We start from the raw sequence: 21,579 nt of genomic DNA on the forward strand, positions 1-21,579 counted from the left end.
GCAATGACCAAGCAGACATCGCCCGCCATTCCGGCGACCGAGAACCCCGCCCTGCCCTCCGCGCTGCGCGGCGCCACGGGCAAGGAAATCATCCGCGCCCTCGGCATGCTGCCGGTGCTCATCCTGCTGTGCATCGGCTTCAGCTTCGCGAGCGAGAACTTCTTCAGCCTGCAGAACCTGTCGATCATGACGCAGCAGGCCTCGATCAACATCGTGCTTGCGGCCGGCATGACCTTCGTGATCCTGACGGGCGGCATCGACCTGTCGGTCGGCTCCATCCTGGCCGCGTCGGCGGTGGTGGCGATGCTGGTGTCGAACTTTCCCCAGTTCGGCATGCTGGGCATCGCGGGCGGGCTGGCCTGCGGCCTGCTGTTCGGACTGATCAACGGCGTGCTGATCGCCTTCATCAAGCTGCCGCCCTTCATCGTCACGCTGGGCTCGCTCACCGCGGTACGTGGCATCGCGCGGCTGATCGGCAACGACACGACGGTGTTCAACCCGCAGCTGCCCTTTGCCTTCATCGGCAACGGCGAAGTGCTGGGCATTCCCTGGCTCGTGATCATCGCGTTCGCGGTGGTGGCGCTGTCGTGGTTCATCCTCCGGCGTACGGTGCTGGGACTGAACATCTATTCGGTCGGCGGCAACCCGGAGGCCGCGCGCCTTGCAGGCATCAAGGTCTGGGCGGTGTTGCTGTTCGTGTATTGCACCTCGGGGCTGCTCTCGGGACTCGGCGGCGTCATGGCCTCGGCACGGCTCTATGCGGCCAACGGACTGCAGCTCGGCGCCTCGTACGAACTCGACGCGATCGCGGCGGTGATCCTTGGCGGTACCAGCTTCGTGGGCGGCACCGGCTCGATCCTGGGCACGCTGATCGGCGCGCTCATCATCGCGGTACTCACCAACGGCCTGATCCTGATGGGTGTCTCGGACATCTGGCAGTACATCGTCAAGGGCCTCGTGATCATCGGCGCCGTCGCGCTCGACAAATATCGCCGTAAGGATTCGGCGAGGACATGAACGAGCCCACCCCCAGGCTTCGCGCACTTCGTGTCGCTTCGCCTACCCCCTTGCAGGGGGCAACACCGGCGGCCCGGCGAAGCCGGTTCCGCGGTGTTTCCCGAATTTTCGACCCACGCTTTTGAGCATTTCAACCACCAACGTCAGGAGACTTTCATGCGCAACAAACTCTTTGCTCTCGCCGCCATTGCGGCCGCTTTCGCCCTGCCCGTGGCACACGCCCAGCAGAAGGAATTCAAGAATGTCGGCATCACGCTCGGCTCGATGGGCAATCCCTTCTTCGTCTCGCTCGCCAAGGGCGCGGAGGCGAAGGCCAAGTCTTACAACCCGAGCGTCAAGGTCATGGCGCTGTCGGCCGACTACGACCTGAACAAGCAGTTCTCGCAGATCGACGGCTTCATTTCCGCCGGTGCGGACCTGATCCTTGTCAACGCCGTGGACGCCAAGGCCATCGAACCCGCGCTGACCAAGGCGAAGAAGGCCGGCATCGTGGTGGTCGGCGTCGACGTGGCCGCGAACGGCTCGGATGCGACCGTGCAGACCAACAACGTGCAGGCCGGCGAGATCGCCTGCCAGTTCATCGTCGAGAAGCTCGGCGGCAAGGGCAACGTGATCATCCAGAACGGGCCCCAGGTGTCGGCCGTGATCGACCGCGTCAACGGCTGCAAGACGGTGCTCAAGAAGAACCCCGACATCAAGGTGCTCTCGGATGACCAGGACGCGAAGGGTTCGCGCGAAGGCGGCCTGAACGTGATGCAGAACCACCTGACGCGCTTCCCGAAGGTCGATGCCGTCTTCGCCATCAACGACCCGCAGGCCATCGGCGTGGACCTCGCGGCCAAGCAGCTCAACCGCAAGAACATTGTCATCACGTCGGTCGACGGCGCGCCGGACATCGAGACGGCGCTCAAGAGCGATACGCAGGTGCAGGCATCCGCCAGCCAGGATCCGTACATGATCGCGCAGAAGGCCGTGGAGATCGGACACGACATCCTGAACGGCAAGAAGCCCGAGTCGCAGATGACGCTGCTGCCGTCGACGCTGATCACGCGCGCGAACGTCAAGGACTACAAGGGCTGGCAAGCGCCCCGCTGAGCCGGAGATCCATCATGTTCGTGGTCTGCGGCGAAGCGCTGATGGATGTCTACATGGGCGAGTCCACGCCCACGGGGATGATGCTCGACGCGCGCATCGGCGGCTCGCCGCTCAACGTGGCGCAAGGGCTCGCGCGGCTGGCGCGTCCGGCCGCCTTCCTGACCGGCCTGTCGACGGACGCGCTTGGCGAGCGCCTGCTGGCCTCGCTTCGCGCCGAAGGCGTCGACACGTCGCTGATCCTTCGCAGCGACGGGCCGAGCACACTCAGCGTCGTGAGCGTCGATGCCAGCGGCGTTCCGCGTTACGCCTTCCACGGCAACGGCGCGGCCGACCGGCAGATCACCCACGACACGCTGCCCGCACTGCCGTCGGCCACGCGCGTGCTGCAGTTCGGCTCCTATGCGCTGGCGGTCGAGCCCGTCGGGAGCGCCCTTCGCGCCCTGGCTGCGCGGGAGCGGGAACGGCGGCTGATTGCCTACGACCCGAACGTGCGTCTCAACGTCGAGCCCGACCTTGCGCATTGGCGGGAGGTGGTCGAGCAGATGGTGTCGATCGCGCACCTCGTGAAGGTCAGCGACGAAGACCTGGGCCTGCTCTATCCGGCCGAAACGCCGGAGCAGATCGCCGCTCGCTGGCTCGCGCAAGGCGCCGCACTGGTGGCAGTGACGCGCGGCCGACATGGCGCCAGCGCATGGACACGGACCGCGCAGGCCGATGCGCCATCCCCGGAGACGAAAGTGGTCGACACTGTCGGCGCGGGCGATACCTTCCAGGCGGCGTTGCTGACCTGGCTGGACGAGCACGATGCGCTCACGCCCGATGCGCTGTCGGCGCTGGATGGCGCATCGCTCGACGCCCTGCTCCGCTTCGCCGCGCGCGCCGCGGCCATTACCTGCTCGCGTCGCGGTGCGGACATGCCGCGTCGGGCCGAACTCGACTGATCGACGCACTCAGGAGGCGTCGAACCGAGGGTTCTCCACTAGAGGAAGGAAGACTCGGGTGACGAGGACTCGCTGCCGGACGACGGCTGTTCCTGCCGCACGTTCACGTCGCCGCACTGCGCGCGATTGCGCAACGCGTGCTCCATCACAACCAGCGCCAGCATCGCCTCGGCGATCGGCGTCGCCCGGATGCCGACACAGGGGTCATGACGGCCCTTGGTCACGACCTCGACCGGCTGGTTGTTGACGTCGACGGACTGGCGCGGGCTGATGATCGAACTGGTCGGCTTGATCGCGATGCTCACTTCGAGGTCCTGCCCGGTGCTGATGCCGCCGAGCACGCCGCCCGAATTGTTGGTCACGAAGCCTTCGGGCGTGATCGAATCGCCATGCGTGGTGCCGCGCTGCGTGACGCTTGCGAAGCCGGCGCCGATCTCGACGCCCTTGACGGCATTGATGCCCATCATGGCCCAGGCGATGTCGGAATCCATCTTGTCGAACAGCGGCTCGCCGAGACCGACCGGCACCTTCGACGCGGTCACGCGGATGCGCGCGCCGCAGGAATCGCCGGCCTTGCGCAGCGCGTCCATGTAGGCCTCCAGCTGCGAGACATCGGAAACGGGCGCGAAGAAGGGGTTGTTGGGCACGTGGTCCCAGCTCTCGAAGGGGATCACGATGTCCCCGATCTGCGCCATGCAGCCGCGGAAGACGGTGCCGTACTTCTCGTACAGCCACTTCTTTGCCACCGCGCCCGCGGCCACCATCGGTGCTGTCAGCCGCGCCGACGACCTGCCCCCGCCACGCGGATCGCGAATGCCGTATTTCTTGAAGTAGGTGAAGTCGGCGTGCCCCGGCCGGAACTGCTGCGCGATCTGCCCATAGTCCTTGCTCCGCTGGTCCGTGTTCTGGATCAGCAGCGCGATCGGCGTCCCGGTCGTCTTGCCTTCGTAGACCCCGCTGAGGATCTGCACCGCATCCGGCTCGTTGCGCTGCGTCACGTGCCGACTGGTCCCCGGACGGCGACGATCCAGGTCCCCCTGAATATCGGCCTCGCTCAACGCCATCCCCGGCGGGCAGCCATCGATGACGCATCCGATCGCGGGCCCATGAGATTCGCCAAAGTTGGTAACCGCGAAAAGTGTGCCGAAGGTATTGCCGCTCATGCGCCGGATTATCCCAACAATCAGTCCCCCTCCCACCAGCCCACCGCAGCACCCCTTTAGGGGCTTGGAGCCAGAAACACCGCCGATCCGGCTTTGCCGGTCGGCTGGTGTTGCCCCCTGCAAGGGGGTGGAGAGTGACACGAAGTGCACGAGCCTGGGGGTTGGTTCAATTTATGCGTGCTGCGCCGCAACATCCATTGACCCCTTCGAGGAGCGTGAACATGCTGGACCGTACCGACACGAAGTTCTCCCACGTCAAGCCCGGCGACACCGACTATGTCTCCGGCGGGTTGCGCGATTTCTTCCTGTACCGCGACCTGGGCATCGCCGAAGCGACCAACGGCAAGGTGATCGCGCACCTCGTCAAGGCCAACATGGCACCGGAAACGGGCACCGGCTGGCACCGCCACGAGGCGGACTTCCAGATCGTCATCATGGTGAAGGGCTGGGCCCGCTTCATGTACGAAGACAAGGAGACGCTGGTCGAGGCCGGTGACGTCGTCCACCAGCGCCCCGGCATCCGCCACTACCTCTTCGACTACTCGCCGGACATGGAGTACCTGGAAATCGTCTCGCCCGCGGACTTCAAGAGCGTGGATGTTGAGCCGGCCTGCGAAGTGCCCGCGCCCACGCCCTGGAAATAGGCCCTGCCAGCATCGGCAATGTGCCGCCGACCGTGAACAAGCCGGTCGCCCGGGCGAGTGGGTCAAAATCTCCGGATGCCCGCTCACCCCCTTCCTCCCCTCAATCGCCAGTTCGTCTCCCACTTCGGGGAGATGGGCAGCAAGTGGGGCATCAACCGAACGGTCGGCCAGATCTACGCGCTGATCTTCATCTCGGAACGCGCACTCAATGCCGACGAGATTGCCGAGTCACTGGAGTTTTCGCGCTCGAATGTGAGCATGGGCCTGAAAGAACTCCAGGCCTGGCGGCTGGTGCGCCTGCGGCACCACCCGGGCGACCGCCGCGAATACTTCGAAGCGCCGTCGGACGTATGGGAAATCTTCCGCGTGCTGGCCGAGGAAAGGCGCCGACGCGAAATCGAACCCACGCTCTCGATGCTCCGGATGGCGCTGCTCGAGGAGCCCACCTCCGACGAGGAACGCCATGCCCAGCAACGCATGCGCGAGATGCACGACCTGATCGACCGCCTCATGAAGTGGTTCGACGACGTGCAGCGCCTCGCGCCCGAAACCGCCATGCAACTCATGGGCATGGGCGCCACGGTGACGAAGGTGCTCGGCCTCAAGGACCGGCTGACAGGCGGCAAGGACAAAAAACCGGCCGCCTGAGCTCAGGGCTTTTTCAGCTTGTCGCGACGAATCGCGTCGTCTTCCATCAGCTCGTACCACATCGCGTTCAGCACCGCGAAGGTTGCGGCGAGGGGCAATCCGAGAATCCAGGCGAAGTACCACATGAGTGAATTCCTTGGTTGATTCCTGAGGGGCGGGTCAGTAGGCGTGGCCGCGGTCTTCGCTGATCGCGTTGGCGTCCACCTTCCCTCGCAGCACGTAGTAGACCCAGCTGGTGTAGGCCACGATGATCGGAATGAAGATCACGGTCACGACAAGCATGATGAACAGCGTCAGGTGGCTCGACGACGAGTCGAACACGGTGAGGCTGGCATGCGGATCGATCGACGAAGGCAGGATGAACGGGAACATCGACACGCCGACGCTGAGGATGATCCCGGTGATGCTCAGCGCGCTGGCCAGCAAGGTCAGCATCTCGGCGCGCATGCGCAATCCCAGCAACGCAATCAGCGCACCCCCGAGGCCCACCGCCGGGACCAGATACAGCCAGGGGTGCGCCCCATAGTTGGCGAACCAGGCGCCTGCGTACACCTCGGCGGTCTTCAGCAGGGGGTTCGACGGGCCGTCCGCGGGCAACGTGCTGGTCACGCGATAGCCGTCCACGAAGGACCAGAGCATGAACCCGGCCAGCGCATACAGGACGACGGTGGCGACAGCGGCCACGCTCCCGTAGGCACGTGCGCGCTGGGAGACCATCCCCTGCGTCTTCAGCTGCAGCCATGCGCTGCCGTGCATCACGAGCATCGCGACCGACACCAGTCCGCACAGCAAGGCGAACGGATTCAGCAGGCCGAAGAAGGAGCCGTCGTAGAAGATGTGCATGTCGGTGCCGAAGCGGAACGGCACGCCCCGCAGCACGTTGCCCATGGCCACGCCGAAGATCAGCGAAGGCACGAAGCCGGCGATGAACAGGGCGATGTCCCAGCGCGCCTTCCAGCTCTCTTCATCGCGCTTGCCCCTGAACTTGAAGGCCACCGGCCGCAGGATGAGCGCGACGAGGATCGCGAACATCGCCAGGTAGAAGCCCGAGAACGAGACCGCATAGAGCTGCGGCCAGGCCGCAAAGATCGCGCCGCCGCCGAGGATCAGCCAGACCTGGTTGCCCTCCCAGACCGGGCCGACGCTGTTGATGATGACGCGACGCTCGAGATCGTTGCGCCCGGCAAAGGGCAGCAGCATGCCGGTGCCCAGGTCGAAGCCGTCGGTCACGGCAAAGCCGACGAGCAGCACGCCAAGCAGCAGCCACCAGACGACACGCAGGAATTCGTAGGAGAGCAGTGTGTGCAGGATCATGGTCGTGCTCCGTCAGTCAGCGGAAAGAGGCCTGGGCCGGAGTGCGGCCAGTTCCGGATCGGCTCCGGCGCGGTACACGGACGGCGCCGGCACCGGCTGCTCCTTGGGGCCCTTGCGGATGGCCTTGAGCATCAGCTTCATCTCGATCAGGAACAGGATGGTGTAGATCAGCACGAAGCCGAGGATGGTGATCAACAGCGTCATGGCGCCGAGGTTCGACACGGCCACTGCCGTCGGCAGCACGCCTTCGATCACCCACGGCTGGCGCCCGACCTCGGCCACGATCCAGCCCAGTTCGGCCGCGAGCCATGGCAAGGGGATCGCGAACACCGCCGCCTTCAGCAGCCACGGGTAGGCGTCGAGCCTTCGCCGCGCCGAAAGCACGAAGAAGGTGGCCGTGAGCACGATGAAGAACATGCCGAGCCCGACCATGATCCGGAAGGACCAGTACAGCTGCGCCACGGCGGGCACGGTGTCCTGGGCCGCCTGCGCGACCTGTTCGGGCGTCGCCTTGCGTGGATCGTCCACGTAGCGCTTGAGCAGCAGTGCGTAGCCCAGGGCGTGGCCGTTCTGCTCGAAGATGTTGCGGGCCGATGCCGGAACCGCCGCCTCGCTGCCGGCCTCGCGGATCTGCTGCAACGCGTCATAGGCGGAGATGCCGACGCGGATGTTCAGCTCCGCGCGGTGCACCAGGTCATCGATGCCGGGAATCTCCGTGGTCAGCGAGCGTGTGCCGATGAGGCCCAACAGCATCGGGATGTGAACGGCGAAGTGGGTCTCGCGCGTCCGCTGGTCGGGAAAGCCAAAGGCCGTGAAGGCTGCAGGCGCGGGCTCGGTCTTCCACATCGCCTCGAGTGCCGCGACCTTCATCTTCTGGTGCTCGGTGGAGAGATAGCCGCTCTCGTCGCCCAGCAGGACCACCGACAGGGAGGCGGCCAGGCCGAACGAGGCGGCGACCGTCATCGATCGCTTCGCGAGTTGCAGGTGACGCCCCTTCAGCACGTACCACGCCGAGACGCCGAGCACGAAGATGGCGGCGACCGTGTAGCCGGCCGATACGGTGTGGACGAACTTGGCCTGCGCCACGGGGTTGGTCAGCACCGCGAAGAAGTCCGTCACCTCCATGCGCAAGGTCTGCGGATTGAAGGCGGCGCCCACGGGGTTCTGCATCCATCCATTGGCGATCAGGATCCACAGGGCCGAAAAGTTGGACCCGATCGCGACCAGCCAGGTAACGATCAGGTGGGCCACCTTGGACAACTTCTCCCAGCCGAAGAAGAACAGCCCGACGAAGCTCGCTTCGAGAAAGAAGGCCATCAGCCCTTCGATGGCCAGCGGCGCGCCGAAGACATCGCCCACGTAGTGGCTGTAGTAGCTCCAGTTCATGCCGAACTGGAACTCCATCACGATCCCAGTCGCAACGCCCATCGCGAAGTTGATGCCGAAGAGCACGCCCCAGAACTTGGTCATGTCGCGCCAGATGGTGCGGCCGGTCATCACATAGACCGTCTCCATGATCGCGAGGATCACCGACAGGCCGATGGTCAGCGGGACAAAGAGGAAGTGATACAGCGCCGTGAGGGCGAACTGCAATCGTGAGAGGGCGACGATATCGAGGTCCATGGGGTTCCTTTCGTGTTCTTGCGTATCGCTCGTTTCTCAGTCCGGCCGCAGTGCGCACAGTGCAGCTTCGAAAGCCGGCGTGCCGCGCGGGAGATCGGCCACGATCCGGCCGTCCTCCATGCAGAGCAGGCGGTCGGCCAGCGCGGCCTCGCGCCGCAGGTGGGTCGCGATGACAAGAGTGCGACCTGCGGCCTGGACATCGAGGCGCTGCAACACGTCGTGCGCAGTCGCAGTGTCCAACGCTTCGGTGGGCTCGTCCATCAGCCAAAAGGGTACGTTCCGCATCAACAGGCGGGCGAGCGCAAGACGGCGTGACTGGCCGCCGGAAAGGCCGAGGCCGCCCTCACCGAGTCGCGTGTCGAGGCCCGAGGCCATCGTGTTCACATCGTTGGCCAGGCCCGCTGCCTGGAGTGCGCGCCACACCCGGGCGTCGTCGGCCTGGGGGTCGGCCAGCAGGAGGTTGTCACGCAGGCTGTCCTGGAACAGTTCAGTGCGCTGGGTCAGCAGGCAGTGCGGCCGGATGAGGATCTGGCCGGATTGCAGCGACAGTTCGCCCGCAAGTGCTGCGAGCAAGGTGGACTTGCCGGCGCCGCTGGGGCCGACGAGTGCCACGCGCTCTCCGTTGGACAAGGCCAGCGACAAGTCGTGCAATGCGGGTGTCCGGCTGCCCGGATGAGCAACGGTAGCTGCAGTCAGACACAGTGCACCCCCGTGGTCGAGCAAGTCGCTCGTGACTTCGGTGGCGGCGTCCGGCTGCGCCATGCGCGGCGCCAACCGCCTGGCCGCCAACCATGTGCGGCCAGCTTCGAGCGCACCTCGGCGCAAGGCGGCGAAGGGTTCGACGGCGGTGAGCGCAATCAGGACCACAAGGGCCGCGGCAGGTGCGCTCACCACGCCCTCGCCTGCAAGCCATCCCGCTGCCAACAGCACGCCGGTCAGCGTCAATGTACCGACCACTCCATACGCCACGCCGGTGCCGACATCCAGACGATTGAGCTTCATGTCCGCCTTGGCAAGATGACGGTCCGCTGCGGCGAGCGCATCCTGCTGCGCGTCCAGCCTGCCGGCCATGATCAGTTCCGTCTGCCCCGCCACCAGATCCGCTGCCCGCGCCCGCAAGGCTTCCATCGCGTGCGCACGCAGCACCGAGGCTGGCCTCGCATGCGCGGTAATCCACAGCGCGATGCCCCAACCCGTGCCGACAAGCCAGAGTGCCAACGCCAGCCCCATCCACGGATTCATGAAGCCGAGCACGATGCCGGCCAGCATCGCTGCACCGAAGGCCGCGCCGGCCGGCACGAGCATCCGCAGGTAGAACGACTCGAGCGCGTCGATGTCGGACGTGAGGCGAAACAGCAGACGTGATGGCCGCGCCAGCAATTGCCGCGCAGCGGCGGGACGCGCCCATCCGCGAAAGAGCCGCTCGCGCAGCGCAGCCAACACGTCGAAGGTGGCGTCGTGCGTGACGAGCCTTTCACCGTAGCGCGATGCCGTGCGGCCGAGCGCGAGCAGGCGGATGCCGGCCGAGGGCATGAAAACGTCGAAACGAATGGCAGTCATTGCGTTGAGGCCCGCGAGCGCCGTGGCGGTAATGAACCATCCGGACAGGCCCAGCAGTGCCATGCCCATCAGCACGGTCAGGGCCGCCATGGCCACGCCCAGCGCAAGGCGGCCCCGCTCCGCGGCCAGGAAAGTGAGAAGGACGGGACGAAGATCGCGCCAGAGCTTCACGCGGCTTCCTCCTCGGGCATCGCCTCCAAACGGATCACGCGATTCATCCGCGCAGCGAGGACGGGATCGTGCGTCGCCACGATCAGCGTCTTGCCGCAAGCGAGTTCGAGCAGCGCGTCGATCACGCGCTCTGCGGTCCGGGTGTCGAGGTGAGCGGTCGGCTCATCGACGAGCAGCAGATCCGCATCGGGATGTGCGGCGACACGTGCGAGCGCCAGCCGTACGGCCTCGCCGCCGGAGAGGCCCGTGCCGCCCTCCCCCAGGGCGTTGGCCGGATGCGCCTGCGCGACATCGTCCAGCGCGGCAAACTGCATTGCCGCTTCGACCTGCGGCGCATGGACGCCCGTGCGACCCAGCGCGACATTCGCCTGCACCGAGCCGGCAAACACATGCGGCCTCTGGCCCATCCACGCCATGCGGGCGCGGAGCGACACCACCGTGCGGTCCGACAACGGCACGCCGCCTATCAGGATCTCGCCCCGCTGAGCGGGCACCAGGCCGGCGATCAGGCAAAGGAGGGCTGTCTTGCCCGATCCGCTCGGTCCCACCAGCGCGACGTGCTCGCCAGCAGTCACGCGCAAGTCATAGCCTTCGAAAAAGGCATCCTCGCCGGCATGCGCAAAGTGCAGTCCCTGGATTCGGACCGAGGGCGCGCCCGCCTTCGCCGGGCCTTGTGGCGCGGGCGTCGCTTGAGCACCCGGCAGCGGCACGCCGCCACGCGCCAGTCGTTCGAGCGACTCCAGCGCCGCCTCGCCCGCTGCCCGGTCATGCCACACCGCCGACAACTCGCGCAGCGGCTCGAAGAAGGCCGGTGCCAACAGCAGGATGAACATGCCCTGCCCCAGGCTCAGACGAACGCCCCAGGTTCCGAAGCCGAACGTGCCCAACAGATGGAAGCCGACGAAAGCCGCCACCATGGCCACGCCCAGGGCCGAGAACAACTCGAGCACGGCAGACGACAGGAAGGCAATCCGAAGCACCGCCATGGTCCGTGCACGCAGGCTCTGCGCGGCCTCGCCCAGGCGCCGGGCCATGGCGTCGGCGGCCCCCAAGGAGCGCAAGGTCGCCAGCCCGCGAAGGCGATCGAGCAGGAACGCATTCATGTCGCCCACTTCGATCATCTGCGCCTCGCTCGCGGCTTTGGCGCGCCAGCCGACGATGGCCATGAAGACCGGGATCAGCGGTGCCGCGACCAGCAGCACCAGGGCCGCCACCCACGACAGACATGCGACCACGGCCACGATCACGACCGGAACCACCATCGCTCGCCAGCGCGCGGGACCGTAGCGCACCAGGTATGGCACCACCGCCTCGGCCTGCTCGGCGATCACACTGGCCGCGAGACCCGATGCAGGCCGCGCGCTGTCGAGCGGCGATCGTGCTGCCAGCGCCGAGGCCACCCGTGCACGCAAGCCGGACAGCTGCGAACGGGCTGCCACATAGACCCGGCGAATGCCCCATGCTTCGCAGGTCGCACGCACCACCCCCAGGAGCAGGATGCCTGCGGCGGGTATCAGGGTCGCCGCGATGCCCTCGCCCTCGCCCAGACGCTGGACGGCCCATGCGAGCAATGCCGCCTGCGGCAGCCACAGCAGCGAAGCAAACCCCTGGACCAGACTCCCCAGCCCGGAAGAGTCAAAAGAACGCAAGCCAGCGGTCGACGGTGCGGGTGGGTTCACTTGTTTGGGTTCGTGTAATTTCAGTACTTACTGAAAACTCGCCAATCATAAGAGATGTCACGCTGCGCCGGCCATCTTCGCCGCAAAGGCCTCGCGAGGATGCCTAATCCCCATGACGCAAGCGCTAAGCTTCGATGTCGATCGACGGAGAACGCCAATTGAAGATCCTTTCCATCACGCCGACTTACTTTCCGGAGGTCGGGGGTATCGAGTCTTTCGTGCGCGAGCTTGCGACGCGCATCTCGCGCGGTGGGACGCAGGTGGACATTGCGCACGTCTCGGCCAACCACGCGACCTCCTCGATGAGCGAGATGGACGGGATCAACGTTTACCGGGTGCCCGTCACGGGCAATCGCCTCGTGGGCTACGCGCGCGGCCTGGGCCGCTTGGCCGCTGGCTATGACCTGCTGCATGTGCACGACCCCCAACTGATGCTGCTGACCGGCAATGTGATCCTGCAATGCAAGGACATCCCCGCCGTCGTGAGCACGCATGGCGGCTTTCGCCACACTGGGCAGCACCAGCTCTTCAAGCAGATTCACGAACGCCTGCTGATGCGCCGGCTGTTGCGCCATTACCGCAAGGTCCTGGCGGGCAGCGATTCCGACGTGACCTACTTCAGCAGGTTCTCGGACAACGTCGAGAAGAACGAGACCGGCGTCAATTTTTCCAAGTTCGCGAGCGGCCGCAGCCCCGGCGCGCCCGATCCGAGCCGATGGATCTACTGGGGCCGCTGGTCGCGCAACAAGCGCATCGACGCCGTCATCGACACGGTCGCCATGGCGAGGGACAACGGCATCGCCATCGACCTCCTGATTGCCGGCCCCGACTTCGACAAGCTCGGCGAATCACTGCAGGCGAAGATCGATTCCCTCCGCCTCGGCGATTCGATCAGGATGCGCCCCTACATCGAGGACGCTGCCTTGATGCAGGAACTGCAGCAGCGCACGGTCTTCATCACCGGCAGTGAATACGAGGGCTTCGGCATCGGCATCGTCGAGGCCATGGCCGCCGGCAAGATCGTCGTCTGCCGCGACATCCGCCCCATCAACGGTTTCGTCGACAAATCGGAGACCGGCTTCTTCCTCGACTTCGACAATGGCCCGAAGGACCTGGCCACGGTGCGCGAGATCACCAGCCTCGACGTGGCGCGCTGCGAGGCGATGTCCGCCGCGGCGCAGCGCAAGGCCAAGCGTTATGACTGGGAATCCGTGGCGCTGAAGTTCAGCGAACACTACGCGAAGGCGTTGCGCGGCCGGGGGCAGGACGGCGCCCTGCACCCCCGCTAGACCCTAGCCCTAGCCCGAGACCATCAGGCCGCAGGCCAGCAGCCCCGCGAACAGGCCCAGCACCGCGCGCCACGTCGCGGGGCGCGATTCGACCCAGCGATACAGCAGGACGGCGGCCGCCACCGACAACGCGAAAGTCGCCATCAGTCCGAGCATGTCGATCCAGGGCGTCGCGGGCATCAGGCGGCTCACCACGGCGCTCACCAGCAACAACACCGGAAAGTGGATGAGGAAGAGCGAGTACGAGATACGTCCCAGCCGCACCAGTGGCTCGCCCATCGACGGCCAGGCGGCAGGCTTCAGGCCATCGAGGTGCTGCACGATGGCGACCCCCAACGCCGTGACCAGCGCCGTCGCGATGCGGCTGCGCCAGTCGAGCGCCAGCGCCGCCGCCCCGAGGAGGGCGAGCAGCACCACTGCAAACCCCCACGTGCTGGCGCGCGTCGCACGGCCGATCCAGAAGACCAGCATGCCGAGCCCGTAGGAGCCGAAGAAATAAAACGCGGTGGTGTCGAGTTCCTCGTGACGATTGAATACCGCGAGCGAGGCGATCACCAACGCCAGCACGAGCCCGGCCAGCAGCCAGCGCGATCGCTCCGGCCGCACGGACCATCGCCGTTGCATCAGTTCCGAGAAGCCGATCGCAGCGAGGGCCAGCACGAAAAGCTGGAAGTCGATCGCCACGTACCAGACGCCGGTCGACAAGGCGTCGTAGCCGAGCAGGTCCTGGAGCAACAGCCCGTGCGCCAGCAGTTGTGCCATCACGGGCGGTGCGGGCACGGCCTCGTCGTCCAGCCACGGGCGGACCAGCGCCGCGACGAGGACGCTGAAGATCAGCGCAACCAGATAGGGCATGACCAGCCGGCCGTAGCGCTGGAAGACCCGCACCAGCGGCCGATCGACGCGCAGCACACCGTCTGGCGCGAGACTCCCCGCCGCGAGGAATCCGGCCAGCACAAGAAACACCTGCACCGCCAGCCGCCCATCCTGGGAGAACCAGTCGAACAAGCCCGGCGCCAGCGCCGACGCACCCGCCGGCATCGGCCCGTAGCGCGAGAGGTGATGCCCGACGATGACGGCGCAGGCAATGCCCTTCACCGCATCCAGCAACGGCATGCGGCCTGCGGGGGCTGGCACGGGAGTGCCCATCGTCACGCGTTCAGACGGCAAGGCGGCGGCGCGCTTCCTGGTATTCACGCTTGAGCTTCTCGACATAGGCCGCCGCGGTAGCGACCTCGGTCACGGCGCCGATACCCTGGCCCGAACCCCAGATGTCTTTCCATGCCTTGGCCTTGCTGCCCTCGCCGCCGCCGAAGTTCATCGTCTTCAGGTCGCCCTCGGGCAGGTTGGCCGGATCCATGCCCGCCGCCACGATGCTCGGCGCGAGGTAGTTGCCGTGCACGCCGGTGAAGAGATTCGAATAGACGATGTCGTCCGACGTGCCGTCGACGATGGCCTGCTTGTATTCCGCGCTCGCGCGGGCTTCTTCCGTCGCGATGAACGCCGTGCCGATGTACGCGAAATCGGCGCCCATGGCCTGCGCCGCCAGCACGGCGCCGCCGGTTGCGATGGAGCCCGACAGCGCAACAGGGCCGTCGAACCACTGGCGGATCTCCTGGATCAGCGCGAACGGGCTCTTCACGCCCGCGTGGCCGCCGGCGCCCGCAGCGACGGCGATGATGCCGTCCGCGCCCTTCTCGATCGCCTTCTTCGCGAAGTTGTTGTTGATGATGTCGTGCAGGGTCACACCGCCATAGCTGTGCACCGCGTCGTTGACGTCGGTGCGCGCGCCGAGCGAGGTGATGACGATCGGCACCTTGTACTTCACGACCATTTCCATGTCGTGCTCCAGCCGGTCGTTGCTCTTGTGCACGATCTGGTTGATCGCGAACGGCGCGGCAGGCTTCGTCGGATTGGCCTTGTTGTAGGCGGCGAGCTCCTCGGTGATTTCCGCGAGCCAGTCTTCGAGCTGGGCAGCGGGACGCGCATTGAGAGCGGGCATCGATCCCACCACGCCCGCCTTGCACTGCGCGATCACCAGCTTCGGATTGCTGATGATGAAAAGCGGTGAGCCGATGATGGGCAAGGGCAGGTTGGCGAGCACGGGCGGCAACTTGGACATGGGGTCTCCGGACTATGTGAATGAACTATCAAAAGCGGTCAACAAGGCAGGGCTTTTTCGCAAAACACCGCGGAACCGGCTCCGCCGGGCCGCAGGTGTTGCCCCCGGCAGGGGGTAGGCGGCCACACGAAGTGGGCAAGCCTGGGGGCGAGCTCAAAAAGCTTCGAGCGCGAGTGCAGTGACGCTCTCGGCGCCCTCGACGATGCTGTCGCGAAGGCCCGGCGCCTTGTTCAGGATGTGTTCGGCATAGAAGCGCGCGGTGGCGATCTTGGCCTTCATGAAGGCCACATCGGTGCCAGCCTTCGCGAGGTCTTCCGCGATCAGCAGCGAACGCGCCAATTGCCAACCGGCCACAACGTTGCCCGCGAGCATCAGGTATGGCACGCTGCCTGCGAACACCGCATTCGGCGAAGCCTTGGTCTGGCCTGCGACGAACTCGACGACATCGACGAAGGCTTGGCGCGCCGCTTTCAGGCGCCTGGCCATCGCCAACGCATCGGGCGTGTCGCGCTTGCCGAGGTCCGCTTCGGTCTTCTCGATCTGCGCGGCAATCGCCTTCGCGGTCTGGCCGCCGTCGCGCGCGGTCTTGCGGCCCACGAGGTCGTTCGCCTGGATCGCCGTCGTGCCTTCGTAGATCGTCAGGATCTTGGCATCGCGCAGGTACTGCGCCGCCCCGGTCTCCTCGATGAAGCCCATGCCGCCGTGCACCTGCACGCCCAGCGAGGCCACTTCCAGGCTCATCTCGGTGCTGTAGCCCTTGACCAGCGGCACCAGGTATTCATAGAAGGCCTGGTTCTGCTTGCGCGCGTCGGCATCGGCATGATGGTGCGCTGCGTCGTAGGCTGCGGCGGCCACAGTCGCCATCGCGCGGCAGCCTTCGGTGTAGGCGCGCATCGTCATCAGCATGCGCTTGACGTCCGGGTGATGAATGATTGGCGCGCTCGCGTTGATCGACCCATCGACGGGCCGGCTCTGCACACGGTCCTTGGCGTAGGCCACTGCATGCTGGTAGGCACGCTCGGCGATCGCGATGCCCTGCATGCCGACGGCATAGCGCGCGGAGTTCATCATGATGAACATGTACTCGAGGCCGCGGTTTTCCTGGCCGACGAGGTAACCCACCGCACCGCCGTGGTCGCCGTATTGCAGGACAGCGGTCGGGCTGGCCTTGATGCCCAGCTTGTGCTCGATGCTGACGCAATGCACGTCGTTGCGATCGCCCAGCGAGCCGTCCTTGTTGACCAGGAACTTCGGCACCACGAACAGGCTGATGCCCTTCACGCCTTCGGGCGCGCCCGTCACGCGGGCGAGCACCAGATGGACGATGTTCTCGGCCATGTCATGTTCACCGTAGGTGATGAAGATCTTGGTGCCGAACACCTTGTAGGTGCCGTCGGGCTGCGGCTCGGCGCGGCTGCGCACCATCGCGAGATCGCTGCCCGCCTGCGGCTCGGTCAGGTTCATCGTGCCGGTCCACTCGCCGCTCACGAGCTTCTCGAGGTAGACGGCCTTGAGGTCGTCGGAGCCGGCCGTGAGCAGTGCCTCGGTCGCACCATCGGTCAGCAGCGGGCACAGGGCGAAGCTCATATTGGCCGAGTTCAGCATCTCGACGCAGGCCGCGCCGATGATCTTGGGAAGGCCTTGGCCGCCGAAATCCGAAGGATGCTGCAAACCCTGCCAGCCGCCCGAAACGTATTGCGCGAAGGCTTCCTTGAACCCCGGCGTGGTCGTGACCTTGCCGTCCTTGAACGAGGACGGCTCCCGGTCGCCCGCGACATTGAGCGGCGCAATCACGTCCTGGTTAAAGCGCGCGCACTCTTCGAGCACGGCCTGCGCGGTTTCGAGGCCGGCTTCTTCCATGCCCGGCATCTGCGCCACCTGCGCGATGTTGGCGAGGTGCTCGATGTCGAACAGCATGTCCTTGAGGGGAGCGGTGTAGCTCATGTGTGTCTCCTGTGGCCCATCGGCCGAATGCGAATCGATGCGAAAAAAAGGGCATCGCGAACGATGCCCCTTGGCTTAACCCATCGAATGGATGTTTCTCAGAGTGCCTTGACCAGTTCCGGCACGGCCGTGAACAGGTCCGCCACGAGGCCGTAGTCGGCCACGCTGAAGATCGGGGCTTCTTCGTCCTTGTTGATCGCAACGATCACCTTGGAGTCCTTCATGCCCGCCAAGTGCTGGATCGCGCCGGAGATGCCGGCGGCGATGTAGAGCTGCGGCGCGACGATCTTGCCCGTCTGGCCCACTTGCCAGTCGTTCGGGGCGTAGCCTGCGTCCACGGCTGCGCGGCTGGCGCCGAGGCCTGCGTTGAGCTTGTCCGCGAGAGGCGCCATCACTTCGGTGAACTTCTCGGCGCTGCCCAGTGCGCGGCCGCCCGAGACGATGATCTTGGCCGCCGTCAGTTCAGGGCGTTCGCTCTTGGTCACTTCACGGCCCACGAAGCTGCTCTTGCCGCTGTCGGCCACGCCGTCCACGGTTTCCACTGCGGCGCTGCCGCCGGTGGCTGCTGCTGCATCGAAGCCGGTCGTGCGCACGGTCGCGACCTTGATCGCATCGCTGCTCTGCACGATGGCAATCGCGTTGCCCGCATAGATCGGACGCTCGAAGGTGTCCGGGCTGTCGACCTTGGTGATGTCGCTGATCTGGGCCACATCCAGCTTGGCGGCCACGCGCGGCGCGACATTCTTGCCGTTGGCTGTGGCCGGGAACAGGATGTGGCTGTAGTTCTTGGCGATCGCGAGCACCTGGGCGGCGACGTTCTCGGCAAGGTTCTCGGCCAGGCTCGGGCTGTCGGCCACGATCACCTTGGCAACGCCGGCCACCTGGGCAGCGGCCTTGGCGGCATCGGCGGCGTTGGCGCCAGCCACGAGGACGTGGACGTCGCCGCTCGCGCAGGCGATGCCCGCAGTCACGGTGTTCAGGGTCGCCGGCTTGAGCGTGGCGTGGTCGTGTTCGGCAATAACAAGTACGGTCATGATCAGATCACCTTCGCTTCGTTCTTCAGCTTGTCCACCAGCGTGGCGACATCGGGCACCTTGATGCCGGCGCCGCGCTTCGGAGGCTCGGAGACCTTGAGCGTCTTCAGGCGCGGCTTGACGTCCACGCCGAGGTCCTCGGGCTTGACGGTGTCGAGCTGCTTCTTCTTGGCCTTCATGATGTTGGGCAAGGTCACGTAGCGCGGCTCGTTCAGGCGCAGGTCGGTGGTGATGACTGCGGGCAGCGAGAGGGAGATGGTTTCCAGGCCGCCGTCGACTTCGCGGGTCACGTTGACCTTGTCGCCAGAGACTTCGACCTTGGAAGCGAAGGTCGCTTGCGGCAGGTCGGCCAGCGCAGCCAGCATCTGGCCGGTCTGGTTGGCGTCATCGTCGATGGCTTGCTTGCCGAGGATGATCAGTTGGGGCTGTTCCTTGTCGACCAGCGCCTTCAGCAGCTTGGCCACGGCCAAGGGTTGCAGCTCTTCGGTCGTCTCGACCAGGATGCCGCGATCGGCACCGATGGCCATGGCCGTGCGCAGGGTCTCCTGGCACTTTGCATCGCCGCACGAGACGGCGATGATTTCCGTGGCGACGCCCTTTTCCTTCAGGCGAACCGCCTCTTCGACGGCGATCTCGTCGAAGGGATTCATGCTCATCTTGACGTTGGCGATATCTACACCGGTGCCGTCGCTCTTGACGCGTACCTTCACGTTGTAGTCGACGACCCGCTTGACGGGGACCAGGATCTTCATTGGTTTGACTCCATTGAATTACGAAACCGGGGGTGCAGGGCAGCCGGAGATTTTAGGCGCCGGCCTCTGCGCGAACTGTCCATTTCGATCAAGGCACGCCGCGGATCGCAAGAAAACGAACGATCGTGCTTTTTTGCAATTATAGGCGAGCCTGATCGGCAGGAACCACAATAGGAGGTAACGAATCGATGCGCACCACCCTCTGCGGGTGGGCAACTGCAATCCCCGCCTCGCGCAACCCCTGCAGGATCGCGATGTTGATGGCCGAGCGAAGGTTGTCCCTGCCCTTGTCCGGATCGGACACCCAGAAGTTCAGGCTGAACTCCAATCCGTCCGGCACGAAGTTCAGCAGGAAGGCGATCGGCGCCGGATCGCCCATCACGCGCGGCTGCGCCGCGGCCGCCCCGCAGAGAATCGACTGAACCTTCTCCACATCGCTGTCATAGCCGACCACGATGTTGGTCGTGATGTTGAACTTGCGGTCGGCGAGCGAGAGGTTCTCCACGCGGCTCGTGATGAGCGATTCGTTGGGCACGATCGACTCGCGCCCGTTGCCCGCCCGCACCAGCGTGTAGCGCGTCTTGATGTCGGTGATGCGGCCTTCGAAACCATCGACCCGGACGTTGTCGCCGATACGGATCGACCGTTCGAGCAGGATCACGAACCCGCTGACATAGTTGGCCGCCAGCTTCTGCAGACCGAAGCCCAGGCCGACGCCCAACGCGCCACCGAGGACCGAGAGCGCCGTCAGGTCGACCCCTACAGCCGACAGGGCGAACAGCAGGCCGATCAGCAGCAGAAAGGCGCGAACCGCATTCGACGCCACCTTGCGCATGGAGAGGTCTTGCACCGCCTCGCTCAGGACGCGTTTCTCGACGGTCGACGAAATCCACAACGTGAGCACGAGAACCAGCCCCGCCGAAAGGATCCCGTCGAAGATCGTGCGCAGGCTCACGCGCGTCCTGCCGAAGGCCAGGGTGATCTGGTCGAGCTCCGCCAGCACCGGTGGCAACAGACCCACGATCCACAGCACCGCGCCGATCCAAGCGAACCACCAGATGGTCCGCTCCACCAGCCTCGCGAGCGCGGATGCCGGGAACACTGCCCGCAACACACGCGCGAAAAAGCGAATCACCGCGAGCGCGATGAACACCGACACCGCGATGCGCAGCACCAGCACCGTCTGGAAAGTCAGCACCGCCCGTCGCGCAAGGTCCGTCAGGAGAAGCGCCAACAGCGGGAACAGCACCCCGTCGTAGGTCCGCTCGCCGAACCAGATCGAGTCCTTCGGCTGGTCCCGCCCGAACCACCGGCATATCGCCCATGCAGCGACCACGCAAGCGAGCAACACGGCAAGCTCGATCCATACGCTGCGCGCGTTGATCTCGCTGAACCGCTGGGTAAATGCGCTGAAATCCATCGAACCTTCCATCAATCACACAACGCCTGCACAGGCGCAGCCAAAATTCAGGAACACCGCAGATCCGGCTCCGCCGGTCCGCCGGTGTTGCCCCCTGCAAGGGGGGAAGGCGCAGCGACACGAAGTGCGCGAAGCCTGGGGGTGAGTCAAAGCTCTGCCAGCACCCGCAAATGCTCTTCCACGCTGCGAGCCAGGGCGTCTAGGTTGTACCCGCCCTCCAGCATCGACACGATGCGCCCGTTGGCATGACGCCGCGCGACGTCGACGATGCGGCTGGTGATCCAGCCGAAGTCGTGCTCGTTGAGCCTCAGCTGGCCCAGGTCATCGTCCCGGTGGGCATCGAAACCCGCGCTCACGAAGATCATCTGCGGCTTGAACTCCTCGAGCCGTGGCATCCAGCAGGCCTCGATCAGTTCGCGCACATCCATCCCGCGGGTGTAGGCCGGCACGGGCAGGTTGAGCATGTTCGGCGCCGGATGCTCGGTGCCGCTGTAAGGATAGAACGGGTGCTGGAAGATGCCGACCATCAGCACGCGCGGATCGTTGCTGAGGATGTCCTCGGTGCCGTTGCCGTGGTGCACGTCGAAGTCGACGATGGCGACGCGTTCCAGCCCGTGCTCCTCGATGGCATGGCGCGCCGCGATCGCCACGTTGTTGTAGAAGCAGAAGCCCATCGCCTTGTCGCGGCAGGCATGGTGCCCGGGCGGCCGCACGGCGCAGAAAGCGTTGTCCACCTCGCCGGCGATCACGGCGTCGGTCGCCGCGATGGCGGCGCCGGCGGCGCGACGAGCGGCCAGCACGGTGAAGCGGGTCAGGGTGGTGTCGGGGTCGATCTGCGCATGGTCCGGGCCGCCCGCCGGCGCGTCTTCGATCAGGCGCTGGCTCAGGGCTTCGAGATGCTCCATGTGCGCCACGCTGTGGGCGCGGGTGATCTGCGGCAACGTCGCAAGCGGCACCTCGCCGCGTTGCAGGGCGTCACCGACGCCGGTGACGAGCAAGCGATCCTCGATGGCATCGAGCCTGGCGGGGCATTCCGGATGGCCCGGCCCCATCTCGTGCTTCCAGCAATCGCGGTGTGTGTAATAGCCGGTTTTACCCATGGATCGAATCGCGTCGTAGCCTCACGCGGCATGGGGCCGCTTGGCTTTACGGTATTGTTTGCA

General features: G+C 65.7%; 19 protein-coding genes. 6 read left to right on the forward strand and 13 right to left on the reverse strand.

What is annotated here, in order from left to right; genetic code table 11:
- Nucleotides 1–3 precede the first annotated feature (3 nt).
- The 3 genes from ACSFBL_RS16675 to ACSFBL_RS16685 all read left to right on the forward strand — a co-directional run bounded on the left by ACSFBL_RS16675 (nt 4) and on the right by ACSFBL_RS16685 (nt 3,053).
- On the forward strand, nt 4–1,017 hold the full coding sequence (locus ACSFBL_RS16675) for an ABC transporter permease subunit (RefSeq protein ID WP_435516890.1): 1,014 nt from the start codon (nt 4–6) through the stop codon (nt 1,015–1,017).
- Nucleotides 1,018–1,173: 156 nt separating this feature from the next.
- Complete coding sequence (locus ACSFBL_RS16680; RefSeq protein WP_435516891.1) at nt 1,174–2,112, forward strand: ABC transporter substrate-binding protein; 939 nt, start codon at nt 1,174–1,176, stop codon at nt 2,110–2,112.
- A gap of 14 nt (nt 2,113–2,126) precedes the next feature.
- Nucleotides 2,127–3,053 carry a carbohydrate kinase family protein gene (locus tag ACSFBL_RS16685; protein ID WP_435516892.1) on the forward strand — a complete coding sequence of 309 codons (927 nt, stop codon included), beginning with the start codon at nt 2,127–2,129 and terminating at the stop codon, nt 3,051–3,053.
- Nucleotides 3,054–3,091: 38 nt separating this feature from the next.
- Here ACSFBL_RS16685 and aroC read toward each other — a convergent pair whose 3' ends face one another.
- Complete coding sequence (gene aroC / locus ACSFBL_RS16690; RefSeq protein ID WP_435516893.1) at nt 3,092–4,216, reverse strand: chorismate synthase; 1,125 nt, start codon at nt 4,214–4,216, stop codon at nt 3,092–3,094.
- Between the two features lie 221 nt (nt 4,217–4,437).
- On the opposite strand from aroC, the gene ACSFBL_RS16695 reads away from it, so the two are divergent.
- Together ACSFBL_RS16695 and ACSFBL_RS16700 are read left to right on the forward strand one after the other, a co-directional pair.
- Entirely contained in the window at nt 4,438–4,860 is a 423-nt protein-coding gene (locus tag ACSFBL_RS16695; RefSeq protein ID WP_435516894.1) for a cupin domain-containing protein, read from the forward strand.
- Between the two features lie 75 nt (nt 4,861–4,935).
- On the forward strand, nt 4,936–5,508 hold the full coding sequence (locus ACSFBL_RS16700; RefSeq protein WP_435516895.1) for a GbsR/MarR family transcriptional regulator: 573 nt from the start codon (nt 4,936–4,938) through the stop codon (nt 5,506–5,508).
- A gap of 2 nt (nt 5,509–5,510) precedes the next feature.
- Here the strand turns inward: ACSFBL_RS16700 and cydX are convergent, their stop codons facing one another.
- Genes cydX through cydD form a run of 5 tightly spaced genes read right to left on the reverse strand, consistent with a single transcriptional unit; the run spans nt 5,511 to nt 11,825 of the window.
- The gene (gene cydX / locus ACSFBL_RS16705; protein WP_435516896.1) at nt 5,511–5,633 is read right to left on the reverse strand and encodes a cytochrome bd-I oxidase subunit CydX; all 123 of its coding nucleotides are present in this window, start codon (nt 5,631–5,633) and stop codon (nt 5,511–5,513) included.
- Nucleotides 5,634–5,667: 34 nt separating this feature from the next.
- On the reverse strand, nt 5,668–6,822 hold the full coding sequence (cydB, locus tag ACSFBL_RS16710) for a cytochrome d ubiquinol oxidase subunit II (protein ID WP_435516897.1): 1,155 nt from the start codon (nt 6,820–6,822) through the stop codon (nt 5,668–5,670).
- 12 nt (nt 6,823–6,834) lie between these two features.
- The gene (locus ACSFBL_RS16715) at nt 6,835–8,445 is read right to left on the reverse strand and encodes a cytochrome ubiquinol oxidase subunit I (RefSeq protein WP_435516898.1); all 1,611 of its coding nucleotides are present in this window, start codon (nt 8,443–8,445) and stop codon (nt 6,835–6,837) included.
- Between the two features lie 36 nt (nt 8,446–8,481).
- Nucleotides 8,482–10,176 (reverse strand): thiol reductant ABC exporter subunit CydC, encoded by a 1,695-nt coding sequence (gene cydC / locus ACSFBL_RS16720; RefSeq protein WP_435516899.1) that lies wholly within the window; start codon nt 10,174–10,176, stop codon nt 8,482–8,484.
- Nucleotides 10,173–11,825, reverse strand: a complete 1,653-nt coding sequence (cydD, locus tag ACSFBL_RS16725) for a thiol reductant ABC exporter subunit CydD (RefSeq protein WP_435516900.1) — start codon at nt 11,823–11,825, stop codon at nt 10,173–10,175. The genes cydC and cydD overlap by 4 nt, the downstream gene beginning before the upstream one ends.
- Before the next feature lie 188 nt (nt 11,826–12,013).
- Between cydD and ACSFBL_RS16730 the strand changes: the two genes are divergently transcribed.
- Nucleotides 12,014–13,144, forward strand: coding sequence for a glycosyltransferase family 4 protein (locus ACSFBL_RS16730; protein ID WP_435516901.1), 1,131 nt, complete (start codon nt 12,014–12,016; stop codon nt 13,142–13,144).
- Nucleotides 13,145–13,153: 9 nt separating this feature from the next.
- Here the strand turns inward: ACSFBL_RS16730 and ACSFBL_RS16735 are convergent, their stop codons facing one another.
- The 7 genes from ACSFBL_RS16735 to ACSFBL_RS16765 form a co-directional block, all read right to left on the reverse strand.
- Nucleotides 13,154–14,260: an acyltransferase family protein gene (locus ACSFBL_RS16735; protein WP_435516958.1), complete on the reverse strand. Its 1,107-nt coding sequence runs from the start codon at nt 14,258–14,260 to the stop codon at nt 13,154–13,156.
- A gap of 43 nt (nt 14,261–14,303) precedes the next feature.
- The gene (locus ACSFBL_RS16740; RefSeq protein ID WP_435516902.1) at nt 14,304–15,266 is read right to left on the reverse strand and encodes an NAD(P)H-dependent flavin oxidoreductase; all 963 of its coding nucleotides are present in this window, start codon (nt 15,264–15,266) and stop codon (nt 14,304–14,306) included.
- A 153-nt stretch (nt 15,267–15,419) separates the two neighbouring features.
- The gene (locus tag ACSFBL_RS16745; RefSeq protein ID WP_435516903.1) at nt 15,420–17,210 is read right to left on the reverse strand and encodes an acyl-CoA dehydrogenase; all 1,791 of its coding nucleotides are present in this window, start codon (nt 17,208–17,210) and stop codon (nt 15,420–15,422) included.
- A gap of 98 nt (nt 17,211–17,308) precedes the next feature.
- Entirely contained in the window at nt 17,309–18,244 is a 936-nt protein-coding gene (locus ACSFBL_RS16750) for an electron transfer flavoprotein subunit alpha/FixB family protein (protein WP_435516904.1), read from the reverse strand.
- A gap of 2 nt (nt 18,245–18,246) precedes the next feature.
- Complete coding sequence (locus ACSFBL_RS16755; protein WP_435516905.1) at nt 18,247–18,996, reverse strand: electron transfer flavoprotein subunit beta/FixA family protein; 750 nt, start codon at nt 18,994–18,996, stop codon at nt 18,247–18,249.
- 139 nt (nt 18,997–19,135) lie between these two features.
- A complete protein-coding gene (locus ACSFBL_RS16760) occupies nt 19,136–20,416 on the reverse strand; it encodes a mechanosensitive ion channel family protein (protein WP_435516906.1) in 1,281 nt (426 codons plus the stop codon).
- 146 nt (nt 20,417–20,562) lie between these two features.
- Nucleotides 20,563–21,516, reverse strand: a complete 954-nt coding sequence (locus ACSFBL_RS16765) for a histone deacetylase family protein (protein ID WP_435516907.1) — start codon at nt 21,514–21,516, stop codon at nt 20,563–20,565.
- Nucleotides 21,517–21,579: the final 63 nt, after the last annotated feature.

This window comes from Variovorax glacialis, from assembly GCF_051216375.1.
Lineage (GTDB): Bacteria > Pseudomonadota > Gammaproteobacteria > Burkholderiales > Burkholderiaceae_C > Variovorax.

Bases quoted from the DNA above. Each gene is read 5' to 3' on its own strand.
- cydB (WP_435516897.1), bottom strand. From the start codon at position 6,822: ATGATCCTGCACACACTGCTCTCCTACGAATTCCTGCGTGTCGTCTGG.
- ACSFBL_RS16735 (WP_435516958.1), bottom strand. From the start codon at position 14,260: ATGCCGTTGCTGGATGCGGTGAAGGGCATTGCCTGCGCCGTCATCGTC.
- aroC (WP_435516893.1), bottom strand. From the start codon at position 4,216: ATGAGCGGCAATACCTTCGGCACACTTTTCGCGGTTACCAACTTTGGC.
- ACSFBL_RS16760 (WP_435516906.1), bottom strand. From the start codon at position 20,416: ATGGATTTCAGCGCATTTACCCAGCGGTTCAGCGAGATCAACGCGCGC.
- ACSFBL_RS16715 (WP_435516898.1), bottom strand. From the start codon at position 8,445: ATGGACCTCGATATCGTCGCCCTCTCACGATTGCAGTTCGCCCTCACG.
- ACSFBL_RS16695 (WP_435516894.1), top strand. From the start codon at position 4,438: ATGCTGGACCGTACCGACACGAAGTTCTCCCACGTCAAGCCCGGCGAC.
- ACSFBL_RS16750 (WP_435516904.1), bottom strand. From the start codon at position 18,244: ATGACCGTACTTGTTATTGCCGAACACGACCACGCCACGCTCAAGCCG.
- ACSFBL_RS16745 (WP_435516903.1), bottom strand. From the start codon at position 17,210: ATGAGCTACACCGCTCCCCTCAAGGACATGCTGTTCGACATCGAGCAC.
- cydX (WP_435516896.1), bottom strand. From the start codon at position 5,633: ATGTGGTACTTCGCCTGGATTCTCGGATTGCCCCTCGCCGCAACCTTC.
- ACSFBL_RS16740 (WP_435516902.1), bottom strand. From the start codon at position 15,266: ATGTCCAAGTTGCCGCCCGTGCTCGCCAACCTGCCCTTGCCCATCATC.
- ACSFBL_RS16765 (WP_435516907.1), bottom strand. From the start codon at position 21,516: ATGGGTAAAACCGGCTATTACACACACCGCGATTGCTGGAAGCACGAG.
- ACSFBL_RS16755 (WP_435516905.1), bottom strand. From the start codon at position 18,996: ATGAAGATCCTGGTCCCCGTCAAGCGGGTCGTCGACTACAACGTGAAG.
- ACSFBL_RS16680 (WP_435516891.1), top strand. From the start codon at position 1,174: ATGCGCAACAAACTCTTTGCTCTCGCCGCCATTGCGGCCGCTTTCGCC.
- ACSFBL_RS16700 (WP_435516895.1), top strand. From the start codon at position 4,936: ATGCCCGCTCACCCCCTTCCTCCCCTCAATCGCCAGTTCGTCTCCCAC.
- ACSFBL_RS16675 (WP_435516890.1), top strand. From the start codon at position 4: ATGACCAAGCAGACATCGCCCGCCATTCCGGCGACCGAGAACCCCGCC.
- ACSFBL_RS16685 (WP_435516892.1), top strand. From the start codon at position 2,127: ATGTTCGTGGTCTGCGGCGAAGCGCTGATGGATGTCTACATGGGCGAG.